The organism is Pantoea alhagi (genome assembly GCF_002101395.1).
GTDB classification, from domain to species: Bacteria; Pseudomonadota; Gammaproteobacteria; order Enterobacterales; family Enterobacteriaceae; genus Mixta; species Mixta alhagi.
On the sequence record NZ_CP019706.1, the window covers coordinates 77,482 to 94,736 of the forward strand.

General features: G+C 55.2%; 18 protein-coding genes. 11 read left to right on the top strand and 7 right to left on the bottom strand.

All coding sequences use genetic code 11. The annotated features are described in order from the left end of the window. Nucleotides 1-307: 307 nt before the first annotated feature. Nucleotides 308-973, bottom strand: coding sequence for an iron-sulfur cluster repair protein YtfE (gene ytfE / locus B1H58_RS00310; RefSeq protein ID WP_085067440.1), 666 nt, complete (start codon nt 971-973; stop codon nt 308-310). A 237-nt stretch (nt 974-1,210) separates the two neighbouring features. Here ytfE and B1H58_RS00315 point away from each other — a divergent pair, with 237 nt between their 5' ends. The 5 genes from B1H58_RS00315 to ltaE all read left to right on the top strand — a co-directional run bounded on the left by B1H58_RS00315 (nt 1,211) and on the right by ltaE (nt 7,801). Continuing rightward, complete coding sequence (locus B1H58_RS00315) at nt 1,211-2,113, top strand: LysO family transporter (RefSeq protein ID WP_085067441.1); 903 nt, start codon at nt 1,211-1,213, stop codon at nt 2,111-2,113. Nucleotides 2,114-2,260: 147 nt separating this feature from the next. Beyond that, the gene (gene hcp, locus B1H58_RS00320; protein ID WP_085067442.1) at nt 2,261-3,910 is read left to right on the top strand and encodes a hydroxylamine reductase; all 1,650 of its coding nucleotides are present in this window, start codon (nt 2,261-2,263) and stop codon (nt 3,908-3,910) included. Between the two features lie 3 nt (nt 3,911-3,913). After that, nucleotides 3,914-4,903, top strand: coding sequence for an NADH oxidoreductase (hcr, locus tag B1H58_RS00325; protein WP_085067443.1), 990 nt, complete (start codon nt 3,914-3,916; stop codon nt 4,901-4,903). Nucleotides 4,904-5,021: 118 nt separating this feature from the next. Continuing rightward, entirely contained in the window at nt 5,022-6,743 is a 1,722-nt protein-coding gene (gene poxB, locus B1H58_RS00330) for a ubiquinone-dependent pyruvate dehydrogenase (RefSeq protein ID WP_085067444.1), read from the top strand. A 56-nt stretch (nt 6,744-6,799) separates the two neighbouring features. Then, nucleotides 6,800-7,801 carry a low-specificity L-threonine aldolase gene (gene ltaE / locus B1H58_RS00335; protein WP_085067445.1) on the top strand — a complete coding sequence of 334 codons (1,002 nt, stop codon included), beginning with the start codon at nt 6,800-6,802 and terminating at the stop codon, nt 7,799-7,801. Nucleotides 7,802-7,823: 22 nt separating this feature from the next. Here the strand turns inward: ltaE and B1H58_RS00340 are convergent, their stop codons facing one another. Next, the gene (locus B1H58_RS00340; protein WP_085067446.1) at nt 7,824-8,642 is read right to left on the bottom strand and encodes an N-acetylmuramoyl-L-alanine amidase; all 819 of its coding nucleotides are present in this window, start codon (nt 8,640-8,642) and stop codon (nt 7,824-7,826) included. Then, the gene (locus tag B1H58_RS00345; protein ID WP_085067447.1) at nt 8,639-8,959 is read right to left on the bottom strand and encodes a heavy metal-binding domain-containing protein; all 321 of its coding nucleotides are present in this window, start codon (nt 8,957-8,959) and stop codon (nt 8,639-8,641) included. Before B1H58_RS00345 ends, B1H58_RS00340 begins: the two co-directional genes overlap by 4 nt. A gap of 108 nt (nt 8,960-9,067) precedes the next feature. Between B1H58_RS00345 and B1H58_RS00350 the strand changes: the two genes are divergently transcribed. From B1H58_RS00350 to B1H58_RS00375, 6 genes are all read left to right on the top strand, one after another. Next, the gene (locus B1H58_RS00350; RefSeq protein WP_085067448.1) at nt 9,068-9,610 is read left to right on the top strand and encodes a lipoprotein; all 543 of its coding nucleotides are present in this window, start codon (nt 9,068-9,070) and stop codon (nt 9,608-9,610) included. A 242-nt stretch (nt 9,611-9,852) separates the two neighbouring features. Beyond that, the gene (artP, locus tag B1H58_RS00355; RefSeq protein WP_157130124.1) at nt 9,853-10,581 is read left to right on the top strand and encodes an arginine ABC transporter ATP-binding protein ArtP; all 729 of its coding nucleotides are present in this window, start codon (nt 9,853-9,855) and stop codon (nt 10,579-10,581) included. A 14-nt stretch (nt 10,582-10,595) separates the two neighbouring features. Then, nucleotides 10,596-11,327, top strand: coding sequence for an arginine ABC transporter substrate-binding protein (gene artJ / locus B1H58_RS00360; protein ID WP_085067450.1), 732 nt, complete (start codon nt 10,596-10,598; stop codon nt 11,325-11,327). 4 nt (nt 11,328-11,331) lie between these two features. Beyond that, the gene (artQ, locus tag B1H58_RS00365; protein ID WP_085067451.1) at nt 11,332-12,048 is read left to right on the top strand and encodes an arginine ABC transporter permease ArtQ; all 717 of its coding nucleotides are present in this window, start codon (nt 11,332-11,334) and stop codon (nt 12,046-12,048) included. Further along, nucleotides 12,048-12,716, top strand: coding sequence for an arginine ABC transporter permease ArtM (artM, locus tag B1H58_RS00370; protein WP_085067452.1), 669 nt, complete (start codon nt 12,048-12,050; stop codon nt 12,714-12,716). Before artQ ends, artM begins: the two co-directional genes overlap by 1 nt. A gap of 151 nt (nt 12,717-12,867) precedes the next feature. Next, nucleotides 12,868-13,599, top strand: coding sequence for an arginine ABC transporter substrate-binding protein (locus tag B1H58_RS00375; protein WP_085067453.1), 732 nt, complete (start codon nt 12,868-12,870; stop codon nt 13,597-13,599). An 80-nt stretch (nt 13,600-13,679) separates the two neighbouring features. Here the strand turns inward: B1H58_RS00375 and rlmC are convergent, their stop codons facing one another. The 4 genes from rlmC to potH all read right to left on the bottom strand — a co-directional run bounded on the left by rlmC (nt 13,680) and on the right by potH (nt 17,251). After that, nucleotides 13,680-14,807: a 23S rRNA (uracil(747)-C(5))-methyltransferase RlmC gene (rlmC, locus tag B1H58_RS00380; protein WP_085067454.1), complete on the bottom strand. Its 1,128-nt coding sequence runs from the start codon at nt 14,805-14,807 to the stop codon at nt 13,680-13,682. Nucleotides 14,808-14,866: 59 nt separating this feature from the next. After that, nucleotides 14,867-15,343, bottom strand: coding sequence for a YbjO family protein (locus B1H58_RS00385; protein ID WP_085067455.1), 477 nt, complete (start codon nt 15,341-15,343; stop codon nt 14,867-14,869). A 121-nt stretch (nt 15,344-15,464) separates the two neighbouring features. Beyond that, nucleotides 15,465-16,310, bottom strand: coding sequence for a putrescine ABC transporter permease PotI (gene potI / locus B1H58_RS00390; protein ID WP_085067456.1), 846 nt, complete (start codon nt 16,308-16,310; stop codon nt 15,465-15,467). Continuing rightward, a complete protein-coding gene (gene potH, locus B1H58_RS00395) occupies nt 16,307-17,251 on the bottom strand; it encodes a putrescine ABC transporter permease PotH (protein ID WP_085067457.1) in 945 nt (314 codons plus the stop codon). The genes potI and potH overlap by 4 nt, the downstream gene beginning before the upstream one ends. Nucleotides 17,252-17,255 lie beyond the last annotated feature (4 nt).

The following is a 17,255-nucleotide window of genomic DNA, read 5'->3' on the forward strand; positions in this document are numbered from 1 at the left end:
ACAACCCGACTAAAAAATGCCAGCGACAGATGCTGGCATTTTTATTAAACATTTTGGACACCTTATAAAGATGGGGCTGACAACGCACTTTTCAACCCTGCTTACCACGCTGAACGTTTACAAAGAGGAAATGCGGCGCAGCTGTAGCCCGAAGCGCACAGCCAAGAATAATGGCTGCAAAATTTTCGACTAAACCATTTGTGCCTCGCGGCATTAACCCGCTGTAGCGCATAATTTTTTAGTTTTCCTGTTAAAAAGCGTGAAAAGGCGCGCCGTTGAGTCAGGCCTTAACAGGTGACAGAGTGCCTTACTCGCCGCGCAGCGCTCGCGGAAACAGCAGGTTGTTCTCCAGATGGATATGCTGCATCAGGTCTTTAATAAACTGGTCTGTGCCGCTATACAGGGCGCGCCAGGTGGTGCAGGCCCCATCGGGCGGGGTGAGGTTATTGGTCAGAGATTTAATAATTTCCAGCTGTTCGCCCGCTTCATTATGTTCAAACTCCATCACGGCGATGGGGTTGCCGGCATGCGCGCCCATTCCCTGCTCAATCATGGGAAACAGCACACGTTCTTCTTTCATCATATGATCGCTGAGATGCTGCCAGACCGCCTGCAGGGTGCTGGCCAGCCCACGCGGACAGTCTGGTTTTTCGCCATGCACGCGCTCAACCTTTTCCGCCATCATAATCAGATCGGGCAGCTGCTGACGATGCACGTTATGGTAACGGTCAATAATATGTTTAATCACGTCGGCAAGCGGCGCGTTACGCCAGTTTTCTTCGCTGCTTTCCTGCTGCGTCAACTGCTGTAATTCTGTTTCAAGCTGTTCAATATCCAGATGGCGTTTGGCAGCCATCTCCTCCAGCGTATGTTTGCCGCCACAGCAGAAATCGAGATGATATTTATGGAACAGCGCGGTTGAGCCCGGGATAGCAATAACCAGTTCGCCCAGAGAAGTAGTACGTAACGACATAGCGTTTACCTTTTGCTGAAATTATAAGATGTATTTTAAATACATCTTATAATTCAGGCCACTCCATTTTGCTTTTACGTTATAAAACAGCTCTTATGGGAAAAAAGATGGCTTAACATAGCCTGCGATATGTGCGCTTCAGGGCGATAGCGAACAAATTGCCCGTCGGCCTTTACCCTATTGCCTTTTTTGGTTAGCGTGAGGTACTTCAAATTTGTTTATGGATTTTACAAGGATATGTATTCAGGACTGCTGATTATTCTTTTGCCGCTGGTTATTGGCTATTTGTTACCGCTTAAATCCCCCGCCCTGCAACGCCTGGTTAACCACCTGCTGAGTTGGATGGTCTACGTTATTCTGTTTTTTATGGGCATCAGCCTGGCGTTTTTAGATAATCTGGCTGCTAACCTGCTGGCTATTTTACGTATCGCCAGCGTCAGCGTGATAGCTATTTTGGCCTGTAATCTGATCGCGCTGCGCCTGCTGGAAAAGCGTCGTCCCTGGCACCATCATCATCAGCAGCAGCAGACGCTGCCTTCGCGCCTTCACATGGCGCTGGAATCGCTGAAACTGCTGGGCGTTGTGGTGTTGGGCTTCCTGCTGGGTCTGTCCGGCTGGGCATTTTTACATCATGCCGCTCAGGCAAGTGAATATGCGCTGTTGCTGTTGCTGTTTCTGGTTGGTCTGCAACTACGCGGCAGCGGCATGACGCTACGGCAAATTGTGCTGAACCGGCGCGGGATGATGGTCGCAGTAGTGGTCTGCATAAGCGCGTTTGCTGGCGGTATACTGGCAGCGCTGTTGCTCGGCCTACCCGTAACAACCGGCCTGGCGCTGGCCAGCGGCTACGGTTGGTATTCGCTTTCTGGCATTTTAATGACGGAAAACTTCGGACCGGTTATCGGCAGCGCGGCGTTTTTTAACGATCTGCTGCGCGAACTGCTGGCAATAATGCTGATCCCGCTGCTGATCCGTCAGCATCGTTCCAGCGCGCTGGGGCTGTGCGGCGCAACCTCTATGGACTTCACCCTTCCCGTTTTGCAGCGTGCCGGCGGGGTTGAAATTGTGCCCGCAGCAATTGTACACGGCTTTGTCCTTAGCCTGGCTGCGCCAGTGCTGATCGCCCTTTTCTCTGCATAACAAAATGGCGGCATAAAACCAGGCCGCCTCCCCTTTTCTTTTTGCTTTAGATCAATCGTGCTTCGATTATTTCAGCCTGCACTTGCCTGCCAGCGTCCCTTCTCTTTAAAGTTGCATTTAAAATACACCTTATAAAGGGATACCAGAATGTTTTGTGTGCAATGTGAGCAAACGATTCGTACTCCGGCGGGCAACGGCTGCGCCTGGGCGCAGGGGATGTGTGGTAAAACCGCGCAAACGTCCGATTTACAGGATTTGCTGATCGCCGTGTTACAAAGTCTTTCCGCATGGGCTTTGCACGCGCGTACCGATAGCATTATCGATCATGAAATCGACAGTTTTGCGCCGCGCGCTTTTTTCTCCACCCTGACCAACGTTAACTTCGACTCCGGTCGCATTATTGATTACGCCATTCAGGCGCAACGCTATCGCGATGATTTAAAAGCCCGCTGTGCCGTGCTGGGTCTGGGTGCACCGCAGCATCCGCTAAGCGACCTGAGCCTGAATGGCAGCGATGCCGGGGTCTTACAGCAGCAGGCGCACGCGTTTGCGCTAAATGCCGGTGACGATCATGAAGATGTGGTCGGCCTGCGTCTGCTCTGCCTGTATGGTCTGAAAGGCGCTGCCGCCTATATGGAACATGCGCACGTGCATGGCCGTTACGATAACGAAATCTATCATCAGTATCATCAGATCATGGCATGGCTCGGCACGCGTCCGAACGAGATCGAGACGCTGCTGGCGGAAGCGATGCATATCGGCAAAATGAACTTCTCTATTATGGCGATGCTGGATGAAGCGCAAACCACTACCTACGGCGATCCGCAGCCGGTTAAGGTTAACGTGCGTCCCGTGGCGGGCAAGGCGATCCTGATTTCCGGCCACGATCTGAAAGATCTGCAACTGCTGCTGGAACAAACCGTCGGCACCGGTATTAATGTCTATACCCACGGCGAAATGCTGCCTGCGCACGGCTATCCCGAGCTGAATAAATATCCTCACCTGGTGGGTAACTACGGCAGCGGCTGGCAGAACCAGCAAAGCGAGTTTGCCCGTTTCCCTGGCCCGATTGTGATGACCTCCAACTGTATTATCGATCCGAATCCGGGCGATTATCAGCAGCGTATCTGGACGCGCAGTATTGTTGGCTGGCCGGGCGTAAACCATCTTGATGGCGACGATTTCACCCCGGTGATTGCGCAGGCTCACACCATGACAGGTTTCCCGTGGAGTGAAATTCCGCATGAAATTACCGTTGGCTTTGGCCGTCGCGTGCTACTGGACGCCTGCGATTCTATTATTGAACTCGCTACCCAGAAAAAACTGCGTCACGTTTTCCTGATTGGCGGCTGTGACGGCAGCCGTGACAAACGCAGCTACTATACCGATTTGGCGACGGCAGTGCCGGATGACTGCCTGATCCTTACGCTCGCCTGTGGTAAATACCGCTTCAATAAGCTTGATTTCGGCACGCTGGAGGGATTACCGCGCCTGCTGGATGTGGGTCAATGTAATGACAGCTACGCCGCGATCGTCCTGGCGGTCAAGCTGGCGGAGAAACTGAACTGCGGGGTTAACGATCTGCCGCTGTCGCTGATCCTCTCCTGGTTCGAGCAAAAAGCGATTGTGGTGCTGCTGACATTGCTGGCACTCGGCGTGAAAAATATCCGCACCGGCCCGACCGCACCGGCGTTTCTCACCGATAACCTGATTGCCATTCTGGAAAAAGAGTTTGGCATGACGCCAGTTACCACCGTTGAAAACGATCTTGCCGCAATTCTGTCGCCACAGGAGTAAACCATGAACACCACCACACTTTGCCCCTGGCGCATGCAGGTTCACCATATTACTCAGGAAACACCGGATGTCTGGACGCTGGCGCTGATCGATCACGATTTTTACCGCTGGCAGGCAGGCCAGTTTGCGCTGGTACGCATCGGCAACAGCGATGAGGTCCGCGCCTATACTCTCTCTTCGACGCCAGGCCAGAGCCAGTTTATTACCCTGACGATTCGCTATATTGAGCAGGGTAAAGGTTCCGGCTGGCTTACCCGTCAGGTGAAGCCAGGCGACTATGTCTGGTTATCCGATCCGCAGGGCAACTTCAGCTGCGAACAGCATCCTGCTTCGCACTATCTGCTGCTGGCGGCGGGCTGCGGCATCACGCCAGTGATGTCAATGGCACGCTGGCTGCACAGCCATCGTCCGGAAACCGATGTGCATCTGATCTATAGCGTCCGTTCGCCGCAGGATGTAATTTTTGCCGCCGAACTGCAGGCGCTGCGCCCGTGGCTTAAGCTGACAATTATTGCTGAGCAGCAGCCGGAAGCGCTGATGCTAAAAGGGCGTCTGACCACAGAAATCCTGGCGCAACAGGTGCCGGATATCGCCCGGCGTACGGTGATGATGTGCGGTCCGCAGCCCTATATGGACCTGGCGGAAAACAGCGTTCGCGCGCTGGGCGCGGTCAATGTATTGCGCGAGCAGTTTACCGCCGCCGCGCCTGATGACGTCGAGGATAACGGTGTACGTTACCATCTGAGCAGCGCTTCGCATCAGCTACAACATGCGGCGTTTCCGGCGGGCTGGTCGTTGTTGTCAGCGATGGAACAGCATAAGCTGCCGGTTGAGGCGGTTTGCCGCGCTGGCGTGTGCGGCTGCTGTAAAACGCGCGTGGTCAGCGGCCAGTATCAGACCAGCAGTACGGTTGGCCTGACGGAAGAAGAGATCGCGGCAGGCTACGTGCTGGCCTGTAGCTGTCAGCCAGCAGGCAATATCGAACTGGCGTAATGCCCCGGAAATACCTGGTTTCATCGTGGTTCCCCCGCTTTGCGTGGTGTTGACTAGACTTTTTATCGTCTGACATCTCGCCATCGGGATGATGGGTCAACCACAGTAAGGAACCACTATGAAGCAAACCGTTGCGGCGCTACTGGCAAAAACGCTGGAAAGCGCCGGTGTAAAACGCATTTGGGGAGTCACCGGGGATTCCCTTAACGGGCTGAGCGATAGCCTGAATCGCATGGGCACCATTGAATGGATGCCCACACGTCATGAAGAGGTCGCCGCTTTTGCCGCTGGCGCCGAGGCGCAGATCAGCGGCGAACTGGCGGTCTGTGCAGGCTCATGCGGGCCAGGCAACCTGCATTTGATTAACGGCCTGTTTGACTGTCATCGCAATCATGTGCCGGTGCTGGCAATCGCCGCCCATATTCCTTCAAGCGAAATCGGCAGCGGTTATTTTCAGGAAACCCACCCTCAGGAACTTTTCCGGGAATGCAGCCATTACTGCGAGCTGATCTCCAATCCGGAACAGCTGCCGCAGGTACTGGGCATTGCCATGCGTAAGGCCATTCTTAATCGCGGCGTTTCAGTGATTGTACTGCCTGGCGATATCGCGCTGAAGCCCGCGCCGGAACAGGCGTCATCCACCTGGTACTCACCTCAGCAGCCGGTTATCCAGCCTGCAGAGCCCGAACTGGATAAGCTGGCCGCCCTGCTAAACAGTGCGCAAAATATCACGCTGATGTGCGGCAGCGGCTGCGCAGGCGCGCATCAACAGGTTGTTGAACTGGCCGCTACGCTAAAAGCGCCGGTGGTTCATGCCCTGCGCGGCAAAGAGCATATTGAGTATGACAACCCTTACAGCGTCGGCATGACCGGGCTGATCGGCTTCTCATCAGGCTATCACGCCATGATGAATGCCGACACGCTGTTGCTGCTGGGTACACAATTCCCCTATCGCGCCTTCTATCCTGAAAAAGCGCAGATTATTCAGCTGGATATTAATCCTGGCAGCATCGGCGCGCACTCCCATGTGGATATGGCGCTGGTCGGCGACGTGAAAGCGACGCTGTCAGCCCTGCTGCCGCGCTTGCAAAACAAACAGGATCGCGCCTTTCTTGATAACGCACTGGAGCATTACGCCAACGCCCGCAAAGATCTGGACGATCTGGCGAAGCCCAATGATAAACAGGCCATCCATCCGCAATATCTGGCACAACGACTCAGCCATTTTGCACGCGAGGATGCGATTTTTACCTGCGATGTGGGAACGCCGACGGTATGGGCGGCGCGCTATCTGGCAATGAATGGCAAACGCCGCCTGCTGGGCTCGTTTAATCATGGCTCAATGGCTAACGCCATGCCGCAGGCGCTGGGCGCTCAGGCGCTGGACAGGGATCGCCAGGTAGTGGCGATGTGCGGCGATGGCGGTTTCAGTATGTTAATGGGCGACTTTATTTCCGTCGCGCAGCTTAAACTGCCGGTTAAGCTGGTGGTATTTAATAACAGCGTGCTGGGCTTTGTGGCAATGGAGATGAAGGCGGGCGGCTACCTGACCGACGGCACCGATTTGCACAATCCCGATTTTGCCGCCATTGCCAACGCCTGTGGGGTAAAAGGCATTCGGGTGGATAAAGCCTCGGAGCTGGACAGCGCGATTGAAGAAGCCTTTGCCCATGATGGCCCTGTGCTGCTTGATGTCATCACTGCCAAAGAGGAGCTGGCGATGCCGCCACAGATCAAAATGGAGCAGGCAAAAGGCTTTAGCCTCTATATGCTGCGCGCCATTATTAACGGTCGTGGCGACGAAGTGGTCGAGCTGGCAAAAACCAACTGGCTACGGTAAAACATTAATGACTTTTTACGGGCACACAGGTGCCCGTTTTTTTAAGGAGCCCCTTAGTGATAGATCTACGTAGCGATACCGTCACCCGCCCATCACCAGCAATGCTGTCGGCCATGGTCTCTGCCCGTACCGGCGACGACGTTTACGGTGACGACCCCACCGTAAACGCGCTGGAGGCGGAAGCCGCACAGCTGAGCGGCAAACAGGCCGCACTGTTTTTACCTACCGGCACGCAGGCCAACCTGGTCGCCCTGCTTACCCATTGCCAGCGCGGCGACGAATATATCGTTGGTCAGCAGGCACATAATTATAAATATGAAGCAGGTGGCGCGGCGGTACTGGGCAGCATTCAGCCTCAGCCACTGGAGGCTGCGGAAGATGGCTCGCTACCGCTGGATAAGGTTGCGGCAGTCATTAAGCCTGACGACATTCACTTTGCCCGCACGCGCCTGTTAAGCCTGGAAAATACCTTTGGCGGCAAAGTTTTGCCCGTGGGTTATCTGGCCGAGGCATGGCGCTTTACACGCGAGCATCAGCTGGCGCTGCACATTGATGGCGCCCGCATCTTCAACGCCGCCGTGGCGCTTGATCTGCCGCTGGAATCCCTTGCCCGCTATTGCGATACGTTAACGATCTGCCTGTCGAAAGGATTAGGCGCGCCGGTGGGTTCGCTGCTGTGCGGCGATGCGCAATATATTCAACAGGCGCGGCGCTGGCGTAAAATGACCGGCGGCGGCATGCGCCAGGCGGGCATTTTGGCTGCGGCCGGACTGTATGCGCTGGAAAATAATGTGATGCGCCTTAAAGAGGATCACGATAACGCCCGTTGGCTGGCGGAGCAGCTGGGCGAACTGGATATTAACGTCAGCCAGCATACCAATATGGTTTTCGCCCAGCTGCCGCCAGAGCAGGCTGCGCCGTTAAAGGCCTGGATGCAGGCGCGCAATATTCTGCTGTCAGCGGGGCCGGTTACGCGACTGGTTACCCACCTGGATGTGGATCGCGCCGCCCTGCAGCAGGTAGTAAAACAGTGGAAAGCCTTTCTCGTCGCCCGATAAGCGCCAGTCACCCACGATCGCCTCAGCGCCCATACTTCTCTACCAGCGCCTGGGCGATCGCCCACGTTTCCGCATCAGCCTGCCCGGAATAGCTGGCGGGTCGGAAATGCATCTGAAATGCCGCGATCAGCTTTTGCTGCTGCGCGGGCGTCACCGCCGCGTTAACCTCATAACCATAGCGCGCCAGCAGATCAAGCAACTTATCCTGCGCCACCGGCTGCAGGCGATCGTGCCCCTGTAAGAGCTCTTCTACCCGCTGCGGATCCGGCCAGGCACCAATACCCTGCGCGGCCAGCTGCGCCCAGGGAAATCGCGGTCCCGGATCCTGCTTGCGTTGCGGCGCAATATCGCTGTGTCCGACAATGTTTTGCGGCTGAATATGATAACGACTGATTAAATCGTGCAGCAGCGGCAGCAGAGCGGCAATTTGCGCGGGGGCAAAGGGATAAAACTGCCGCCCCTGCGCCGTCAGGCGATAACCGGGATTGACCAGTTCAATGCCTACAGAGGTATCGTTAAGACGCGTGGCGCCGCGCCAGTAGCTTGGCCCTGCATGCCACGCCAGTTCATGTTCCGGCACCAGCTGCCAGATAAGCGGTGTACCACGGTGCAGCGGCGGCTGAGCCGGGATCAGATAATGCACGCTCACCTCTTTATCAGTAAGCGTCGTCAGCGAAGAAGAGAAATCCTCCGCCGTATAATGAATCACAATCGCCTTTACGCGGGGCCGGGCACCCTGCGCCGCCAGACGGGTATCCACGCTATAGCCCTGACGCTGCTCAAGGCCCGACGTACAGCCAGCTAACAGCAGCGTCAAAAGCAGCGCTAAATAAGCTTTCACCGCGTTTTAACTGCCGTACCGCTGACGCTGACCATCAGCATGCTGCTGTCTTTGCCCACGGTTTCATAATCAATGTCGATACCGACCACCGCATTCGCACCCAGCGCTTTCGCCTGCGCCTCCAGTTCTGCAAAAGCAATCTCACGCGCCTTACGCAACTCTTTTTCATATGCGCCGGAACGGCCGCCAACAATATCGCGGATGCCGGCAAAGAAATCGCGGAAAATATTCGCGCCAAGAATGGCTTCGCCGGTGACGACGCCGCAATACTCAGTAATCGTTTGTCCTTCCAGCGTTGGCGTAGTGGTTAATTTCATGCTCATCTCCTTTTCTGATTCAGCGATAGTTTAGCCCGTGCAGCTAAAAAGCGCGGCTATACTTTATGCTAAAACAAAGCGTTACCCGTTGACCATAAGGAAAATGAGATGAAAAACAAAGCGTTTGCCGCCCTGCTGCCGGCTGTTCTGCTGCTAAGCGCCTGTACTACCGTAGAACCTGCCTATAAAGATATCGGTACACGCCTGGCCGCCTGTGTGGATGGCGGACCGGATACGGTAGCGCAAAAATTTTATGATCTCCGTACCGCTCAGCCCACCCAGGGCCTGCCGGACACGCAATTGCTGGCGCGCTACCGCCCCTACCTGAGTGAAAAACTTTATCAAAGCCTGCTGAAAGCCAATGCGCAAAGCAATAAGCCAGCCGAATGGCGTCAGGGCGATCTTTTTTCCAGCCTGGCACAGGGTCCTGACCACGCCGAAGTGGCCGATGCGTCGCGCATCCCCAATACCGATGCACGCAATATTCCGCTACGCGTTGAGCTGACGCGCGAAGGCGATAAAAACGTAAGCTGGCAGGATGAGGTCCTGATGGTACGCGAAGGCACCTGCTGGACGGTGGATGATGTGCGTTACATGGCTAACTGGCAGCGTCCTGGCGGTGGTGCCTTAAGCCAGGTGCTGGAACAATAAATCTGCCTCGTCAGGCGATCATCATTAATCTTTATGCATAGCGCCGCAGGCGTGCGGTGCTATGGTTATCCGACCAGGCCAGAAACTTCCTGCTTATTCACCCCTTCTGCGTTACATGCCAGGATCATGTGCTACGCTTTAGGCATTCCGCTACTCATTAATAAATTTTAACGCACAATGATTGCATAACTATGCTGTGAGCGTTAATATTTGCCGCATCAATTGCTATTCATTTTTGGCGCATGAGTATTCAACTTAACGGTATAAATTGCTTTTATGGCGCCCAGCAGGCGCTGTTCGATATCCAGCTAACGTGTCCGGAAGGCGAAACGCTGGTGCTGTTGGGTCCCAGCGGCGCCGGTAAAAGCTCGCTCCTGCGCGTACTTAATCTGCTTGAAATGCCGCGTTCCGGTACGCTCAGTATCGCTGGTCATGATTTTGATTTCAGCAAAAAGCCCGGCGATGACGCAATCCGCGAGCTGCGACAGAACGTAGGCATGGTGTTTCAGCAATATAATCTCTGGCCGCACCTGACGGTTAAACAGAATCTGATCGAAGCGCCCTGTCGCGTGCTGGGGCTGTCGAAAGAGCAGGCCCACCAGCGTGCCGATAAGCTGCTGGAGCGTTTGCGCCTGACACCGCACGCCGATCGTTTTCCGCTACAGCTTTCCGGTGGTCAGCAACAGCGCGTAGCCATTGCCCGCGCGCTGATGATGGAGCCGGCGGTGCTGCTGTTTGATGAGCCTACCGCCGCGCTCGATCCGGAAATCACCGCGCAGATCGTCAGCATTATTCGTGAACTGGCACAAACCAAAATCACTCAGGTCATCGTTACCCACGAGGTTGAAGTTGCGCGTAAAACCGCCAGCCGCGTGGTGTATATGGAAAATGGCTATATTGTTGAACAGGGTGATGCCAGCCGATTTACACAGCCGCAAACCGAGGCGTTTGCAAATTATCTCTCGCACTGAGTAAGGCCATAAAGATGAAAAAAATCGTTCTTGCTGCTCTGTTAGCCGGTATCAGCCTGAGTGCCTCTGCCGCCGAAACCATTCGTTTTGCTACCGAAGCCTCTTACCCTCCGTTTGAGTTTGTTGATAGCAATAACAAAATTATGGGCTTTGATGTCGATCTGGCTAACGCGCTGTGCAAAGAGATGAATGCCACCTGTACCTTCACCAATCAGGCGTTTGATAGCCTGATCCCCAGCCTGAAATTCCGCCGTTTCGATGCGGTAATGGCCGGAATGGATATTACCCCTGAACGTGAAAAACAGGTGCTGTTCAGCAAGCCTTACTATGATAACTCGGCGCTGTTTATTGCGCAGAAAGATAAGGTTACCGATGTCGCGGCGCTGAAAGGCAAGCGTGTTGGCGTTCAGAATGGCACCACGCACCAGAAATACCTGATGGACAAGCACAGCGAAATTACCACTGTGCCCTATGACAGCTATCAAAACGCGATTCTCGACCTGAAGAATGGACGTATCGATGCGGTATTTGGCGATACGGCCGTGGTGAACGAGTGGCTGAAACAAAACCAGAACCTGACGGCGGTCGGTGAGAAAGTCACAGATAAAGCCTATTTCGGCACCGGTCTGGGCATTGCGGTGCGTCAGGGTAACAGCGCGCTGCAGCAAAAATTCAATGCCGCGCTGGATAAAGTCAAAGCTGACGGCACCTACCAAACCATCTACAGCAAATGGTTCCAGCAGTAATTAAATGAACGAATTCTTTCCTCTTGCAAGCGCCGCCGGGATGACCGTCGGCCTTGCCGTCTGTGCGTTACTGGTGGGCCTGGTGCTGGCGATGCTGTTTGCCGGTTGGGAATCGGTGCGCTGGCGTCCGTTGGCCTGGGCTGGCACGGCGCTGGTGACGCTGATCCGTGGCCTGCCGGAAATTCTGGTGGTGCTGTTTATCTATTTCGGCGCTTCTCAACTGCTGCTGACGCTCTCTGACGGCTTTGTGATTAATCTGGGCCTGGTATCGCTGCCGGTACAGATGCAGATCGATAACTTTGACGTTAGCCCTTTCCTGTGCGGCGTGATTGCGCTGTCGTTCCTCTACTCCGCCTACGCCTCGCAAACGCTGCGCGGCGCGCTTAAGGCGGTGCCGGTCGGCCAGTGGGAATCGGGTCAGGCGCTGGGAATGAAAAAATCAGCGATCTTCTTCCGCCTGATAATGCCGCAGATGTGGCGTCACGCCCTGCCAGGGCTGGGTAATCAGTGGCTGGTGCTGCTTAAAGATACAGCGCTGGTTTCGCTGATTAGCGTCAACGATCTGATGCTGCAAACCCGCAGCATCGCGACCCGCACGCAGGAGCCTTTCACCTGGTATCTGGTGGCGGCAGCCATTTATCTGATTATTACCCTGCTGAGCCAGGCGGTGTTGAAGCGTATCGAATTGCGCACCACGCGTTTTGAACGGGGGAACAGCTGATGCTGGCCTATCTTCCAGAACTGCTGAAAGGGCTACAGACCAGCCTGACGCTGACCATCGCTTCGCTGCTGGCGGCGCTGTTCCTTTCTCTGTTGTTTACCATGGTGCTGGCGCTGAAAACGCCGGTGGTAAGCCAGTTAGTGAAGGGATATATCACACTGTTTACCGGTACGCCGCTGCTGGTGCAGATCTTTTTGATTTATTACGGTCCGGGCCAGTTTCCTGCATTGCAGAAAATTGACTGGCTGTGGCAGCTGCTTTCCGAGCCCTGGCTCTGTGCCCTGCTGGCCCTGTCGTTAAACAGCGCAGCCTATACCACTCAGCTGTTTTACGGCGCGGTACGCGCTATTCCTGCTGGTCAGTGGCAATCCTGTGCTGCGCTCGGCATGACGCGACGCGATACCCTGCGTATTCTGCTGCCCTACGCCTTTAAGCGTGCCCTTTCCTCCTATTCCAACGAGGTTGTGTTGGTATTTAAGAGCACCTCACTGGCTTACACCATTACGCTAATGGAAGTGATGGGCCACGGGCAACTGCTGTATGGCCGCACCTATGATGTGATGGTCTTTGCCGCCGCCGGTCTGATTTACCTCTGCGTTAACGGTTTGCTCACGTTGCTGATGCGTGTGATTGAACATCGTGCGCTGGCCTTTGAGCGGCGAAACTAACAGCCGATCATCGCGATGCTGGATTAAAAAAGGTGGGGAAACCCACCTTTTTTAATTATTTATCCACTTATGTTGCATAACAATGCATTAAATGGCATCTTGTCTCTCGCCGCTGGGCACAAAATCATAATGAGAGACAGGAGCATTTGCGATGAAAAAATGGTTACTGGCCGCCGCGCTGGCAGGCATAGCGCTTAACGCAAGCGCAGCGGAAAAAATCCGTTTCGCCTCTTCGGCCACCTATCCGCCGTTTGAGTCCCTGAATAGCGAAAACAAAATCGTCGGCTTCGATATCGATCTGGCGCAGGCGCTCTGCGAAAAAATGAAAGCGGAGTGTACTTTTACCAACAACCCTTTCGATAGCCTGATCCCGGCGTTAAAATTTCGTCGCTATGATGCGGTAATTTCCGGCATGGATATTACGCCAGAACGCAGCAAGCAGGTCGCCTTTACCCAGCCCTACTATGCCAACTCGGCGGTAGTGATCGCAGAGAAAGGAAAATATGCCGATATCACCGCGCTGAAAGGGAAACGCATCGGTATGGAAAACGGTACCACGCATCAGCGCTATCTTCAGGATAAGCATCCTGAAGTCAAAACCGTGGCCTACGACAGCTATCAGAATGCCATTCTCGATCTGAAGAATGGCCGTCTCGACGGCGTATTTGGCGATACGGCAGTGGTTAATGAGTGGCTGAAAGCCAATCCACAGCTGGGTACCGTTGGCCAGGCCATTACCGATCCGCAATATTTCGGCACCGGCCTGGGCATCGCGGTACGCCCCGACAATCAGGCGCTGTTGTCTAAACTGAACGCCGCGCTGGCAGAGGCGAAAGCAGACGGCACGCTGCAAAAAATTAACGATAAGTGGTTTGCCCGGTAAGCATAAAATACGCGGATCGGAGAGCAACTTTCCCGTGGGTTCTGCACGCTCCCGGGAGCCGGGAAAGCGCCTCCGATCTGCTACTGGCGTCGCTGTAACAGCGTCAGCACTTCGTAATGCGCGGTATGGGGAAACATATCAAACAGCTGTATCCGCCGAATCTGGTAATGTTCAAGGCGCGCAATATCCTGCGCCATGCTTTCGGCATTACAGCTGGAATAGAGCAGCCATGAAGGCGCCATGCGATTCAGATAGAGACACAGCTCAGCGCCAATTCCACGACGCGGCGGATTCACCAGCACCAGCTCCGGCACATCTCCTTCTCCTGTGGCAAAGCGCGTCGAATCCAGCGCCGCGAACCGTACCTTTTCCAGCCCAATCTGCTGCGCTGAACGCTGTGCGCAGGCAATCGCCTCAGCGCTGATCTCAATGCCGGTCAGCTGCATCTCTGGTGTGGCGCAGTGCAGGCCAAAGCCACCCACACCGCAAAAGAGATCCCACATCGACGCGACCTGTAACTCGCTGACCCACTGGCGTGCGGTATCATACAATCGCGCCGCGACGCCGGGATTGGTCTGAAAGAAGCTGCGCGGTCGAATATAGAGCGGAACATGATTAAGCTGCTCTGCCAGTAGCTGATTTTCCGTCAGCGCAATCTCCTCTTCTCCTTCGAGGATCGCCATCGGCACCGGCTGGATATTGGCAGAAATCACCGACAGCTGCGGCAGTTGTTGCTGTAACCACGGCAGCGCCGCGCGCAGCTGTTCCAGCTTGTCGGTCGAGCGCAGCACAAAGCGCAGCATCAGCTTGCCATCCAGTGAACTCTCACTGAGCAACAGAAATTTCAACTCGCCACGGCGGCGCGCCACGTTATAGGGCGTCAGGCCAGCACGCGCGATAAACGGCTTCAACAGCGCAAAAACCGGAGCAAAGCTGGCGGGATAAAGCGGACAGGCGGTTAAATCCACCGGGCCGTCAGGTTGCATAATGCCCAGCACCGGACGCTCCACGCTGCCGCTCACGACCATTTTGGCTTTATTGCGAAAGGCCTGCTGTGCGGAATCGACCGGCGGCCGCCAGTCGTCAACGGAAAATTCCCGCAGCAGCGCCTGCAAATGCGTCTGTTTCATTTGCAGCTGCTGAGAATAAGGTGTTGTCAGCCACTGACAGGAACGACAGCGGTCTGCATCGTAAAGTGCGCAATGCATGATTTAGCCTGTAATGAATGGTGGTGTCAGTTGCGGGGCTGGATTGTAGCACCCAGCGCTCAGCGGCGCTGGAAAAATTGCCGACTGCTGGCGGGAAGAAACAGCAGCAGCAGCACCAGCAGATCGGGCGACTTATGCAGGATCAGGCGGTGAAAGATCTCTCCATTACTTGCGCCGCTAATACTGAAAATCTCCGGGTAGATCCAGCCTATAGAAGCGGCCCACAAATAGAGCAGCACAACTGCCTGGCTGAGCGCATAGAGCAGGCGACCACGGCGCGAGCCACGCATCAGCGTCAGCGCGCAGCGCAGTTCGATAAAAAACAGCATCTGGCTGGCGACAAAAATCAGCGTGGAATCCCAGGCCTGGGCGCTACGGTGAATAAAATCGGCTATGCCGTCATACCCCAGTTCATTAACCAACAGCAACACGCTAATACAGCGAGTGGCGATAATCGCCTGCCCGGCAATCATGACCGGCACCGGTGCCTGCTGCGGGCGAACTGCCGCCTTACCGAATCTGAACACTTCCGACATTCACCGAACTCCTCCCGTTGCGACAAGGCGACTAAAACGGCGGCAATCCGTCCCGTAAAGAAAACCGGACCCGACTAACCGCCTGTGCAGCCTGTTGTTATAGTGGCAAAGGTTTCGGATTTTAGCTACGTTTCGCTTTCTGAATATCCCGCACCCGCTGTTTTTCTTCATGGGCCATAAAGCGCCAGGCGATAAAGCCCACCAGCCCGACTACAAACAAAATCAGCGACGCCAGCGCGTTAATTTCAGGGTTCACCCCGCGCCGCACGGTAGCGAAAATCGCCATCGGCAACGTTGTAGCACCAGGCCCGGTAACGAAGCTGGCAATCACCAGGTCATCCAGCGATAGCGTAAAGGCCAGCAGCCAGCCGGTCACCAGCGCTGGCGCAATCATCGGTACGGTGATCACGAAAAATACCTTCAGCGGCGTTGCGCCAAGATCCATCGCCGCTTCCTCAATAGAGCGATCCAGCTCACGCAGGCGCGAGTTAATCACCACCGCAACGTAGGCAGTACAGAAAGTGACATGCGCCAGCCAGATGGTCAGCATGCCGCGATCGCTGGGCCAGCCGATCGCATGCCCCATCGCCACAAACAGCAGCAGCAGCGACAGGCCGGTGATCACATCCGGCATAACCAGCGGTGCGGTCAGCATAAAAGCGAAGCCGGTTGAGCCTTTGAAACGACCAAAACGCACGATGACCACCGCCGCGATAGTGCCCAGCACCACGGCCATGGTGGCGCTGAGCGCAGCAATAGTCAGGCTGAGCGTGACCGCGCTAATCATCGCGCTATCCTGAAACAGCACCTGATACCAGTGCAGCGAAAAGCTTTCCCAGACGGTAACCAGCTGCGAACTGTTAAAGGAATAGATCACCAGCAGCAGCATCGGCGCATAGAGGAAGCTGAAGCAGAGCAGCAGGATCACCAGCCGCCACGGAGAGCGAACCGCGGGCAGATTACTCATGCCTTTTCTCCCAGAGTCTTATTTTGATGCTTATGGAACCAGATAATCGGCAGGATCAGAATCAACAAAATAATGACCGCCAACGCCGACGCGACCGGCCAGTCACGGTTATTGAAAAACTCCTGCCACAGGATCCGGCCAATCATGATGCTGTCCGGCCCGCCCAACAGTTCGGGGATCACGTACTCCCCCACCGCCGGAATAAACACCAGCATCGAGCCGGCAATGATGCCGTTTTTGGTCAGCGGCACAATCACGCTAAAAAAGGTTTTTAGCGGACGCGCGCCCAGATCGAGCGACGCCTCAACCAGCGAATAGTCGATGCGCGTCAAAGCGGTGTAGATCGGCAGCACCATAAATGGCAGATAGCAGTAAACGATACCGATATAGACTGCGGTATTGGTATAGAGGATCGCCAGCGGATGATCGATCACGCCCAGCCACAGCAAAAAGCGGTTAAGGATACCGTTGCTGTTCAGTAACCCCATCCAGGCGTAAACGCGCACCAGGAAGGAGGTCCAGGAGGGCAGCAGCACCAGCAGCAGCAAAATATTGCGCACCGAAGGTTTACTGTGCGCCACCGCCCAGGCCAGCGGATAGCCCACCAGCAGGCAGATCAGCGTGGAGATCGCCGCCACCTTCAGCGACTGCAAATAGGCTTCGATATAGAGCGGATCGTCCGTCAGCTGCAGATAGTTCGCCAGATTAAACACCAGCGTCAGCTGATCGTCCGCCCAGGAAAGCAGCTCGGTATAGGGCGGGATCGCCCGCGCGATCTCAGCGAAGCTGATTTTCAATACGATCAGAAACGGCAGCAGGAAAAACAGCGCCAGCCAAAGATAAGGCAGCGCGATTACCAGTTTGCGCCCGTGAGCGGTTTTTAGCCGGGTCAGCGTACGACGCAGGTTGCCGGAATGCGCAGCGGCAGCGGGTTGTTTCATATCG

Coding starts and splice junctions, on each gene's coding strand:
- ytfE (WP_085067440.1), bottom strand. CDS start 973: ATGTCGTTACGTACTACTTCTCTGGGCGAACTGGTTATTGCTATCCCG.
- B1H58_RS00315 (WP_085067441.1), top strand. CDS start 1,211: ATGTATTCAGGACTGCTGATTATTCTTTTGCCGCTGGTTATTGGCTAT.
- hcp (WP_085067442.1), top strand. CDS start 2,261: ATGTTTTGTGTGCAATGTGAGCAAACGATTCGTACTCCGGCGGGCAAC.
- hcr (WP_085067443.1), top strand. CDS start 3,914: ATGAACACCACCACACTTTGCCCCTGGCGCATGCAGGTTCACCATATT.
- poxB (WP_085067444.1), top strand. CDS start 5,022: ATGAAGCAAACCGTTGCGGCGCTACTGGCAAAAACGCTGGAAAGCGCC.
- B1H58_RS00345 (WP_085067447.1), bottom strand. CDS start 8,959: ATGAAATTAACCACTACGCCAACGCTGGAAGGACAAACGATTACTGAG.
- B1H58_RS00350 (WP_085067448.1), top strand. CDS start 9,068: ATGAAAAACAAAGCGTTTGCCGCCCTGCTGCCGGCTGTTCTGCTGCTA.
- artP (WP_157130124.1), top strand. CDS start 9,853: ATGAGTATTCAACTTAACGGTATAAATTGCTTTTATGGCGCCCAGCAG.
- artJ (WP_085067450.1), top strand. CDS start 10,596: ATGAAAAAAATCGTTCTTGCTGCTCTGTTAGCCGGTATCAGCCTGAGT.
- artQ (WP_085067451.1), top strand. CDS start 11,332: ATGAACGAATTCTTTCCTCTTGCAAGCGCCGCCGGGATGACCGTCGGC.
- artM (WP_085067452.1), top strand. CDS start 12,048: ATGCTGGCCTATCTTCCAGAACTGCTGAAAGGGCTACAGACCAGCCTG.
- B1H58_RS00375 (WP_085067453.1), top strand. CDS start 12,868: ATGAAAAAATGGTTACTGGCCGCCGCGCTGGCAGGCATAGCGCTTAAC.
- rlmC (WP_085067454.1), bottom strand. CDS start 14,807: ATGCATTGCGCACTTTACGATGCAGACCGCTGTCGTTCCTGTCAGTGG.
- B1H58_RS00385 (WP_085067455.1), bottom strand. CDS start 15,343: ATGTCGGAAGTGTTCAGATTCGGTAAGGCGGCAGTTCGCCCGCAGCAG.
- potI (WP_085067456.1), bottom strand. CDS start 16,310: ATGAGTAATCTGCCCGCGGTTCGCTCTCCGTGGCGGCTGGTGATCCTG.
- potH (WP_085067457.1), bottom strand. CDS start 17,251: ATGAAACAACCCGCTGCCGCTGCGCATTCCGGCAACCTGCGTCGTACG.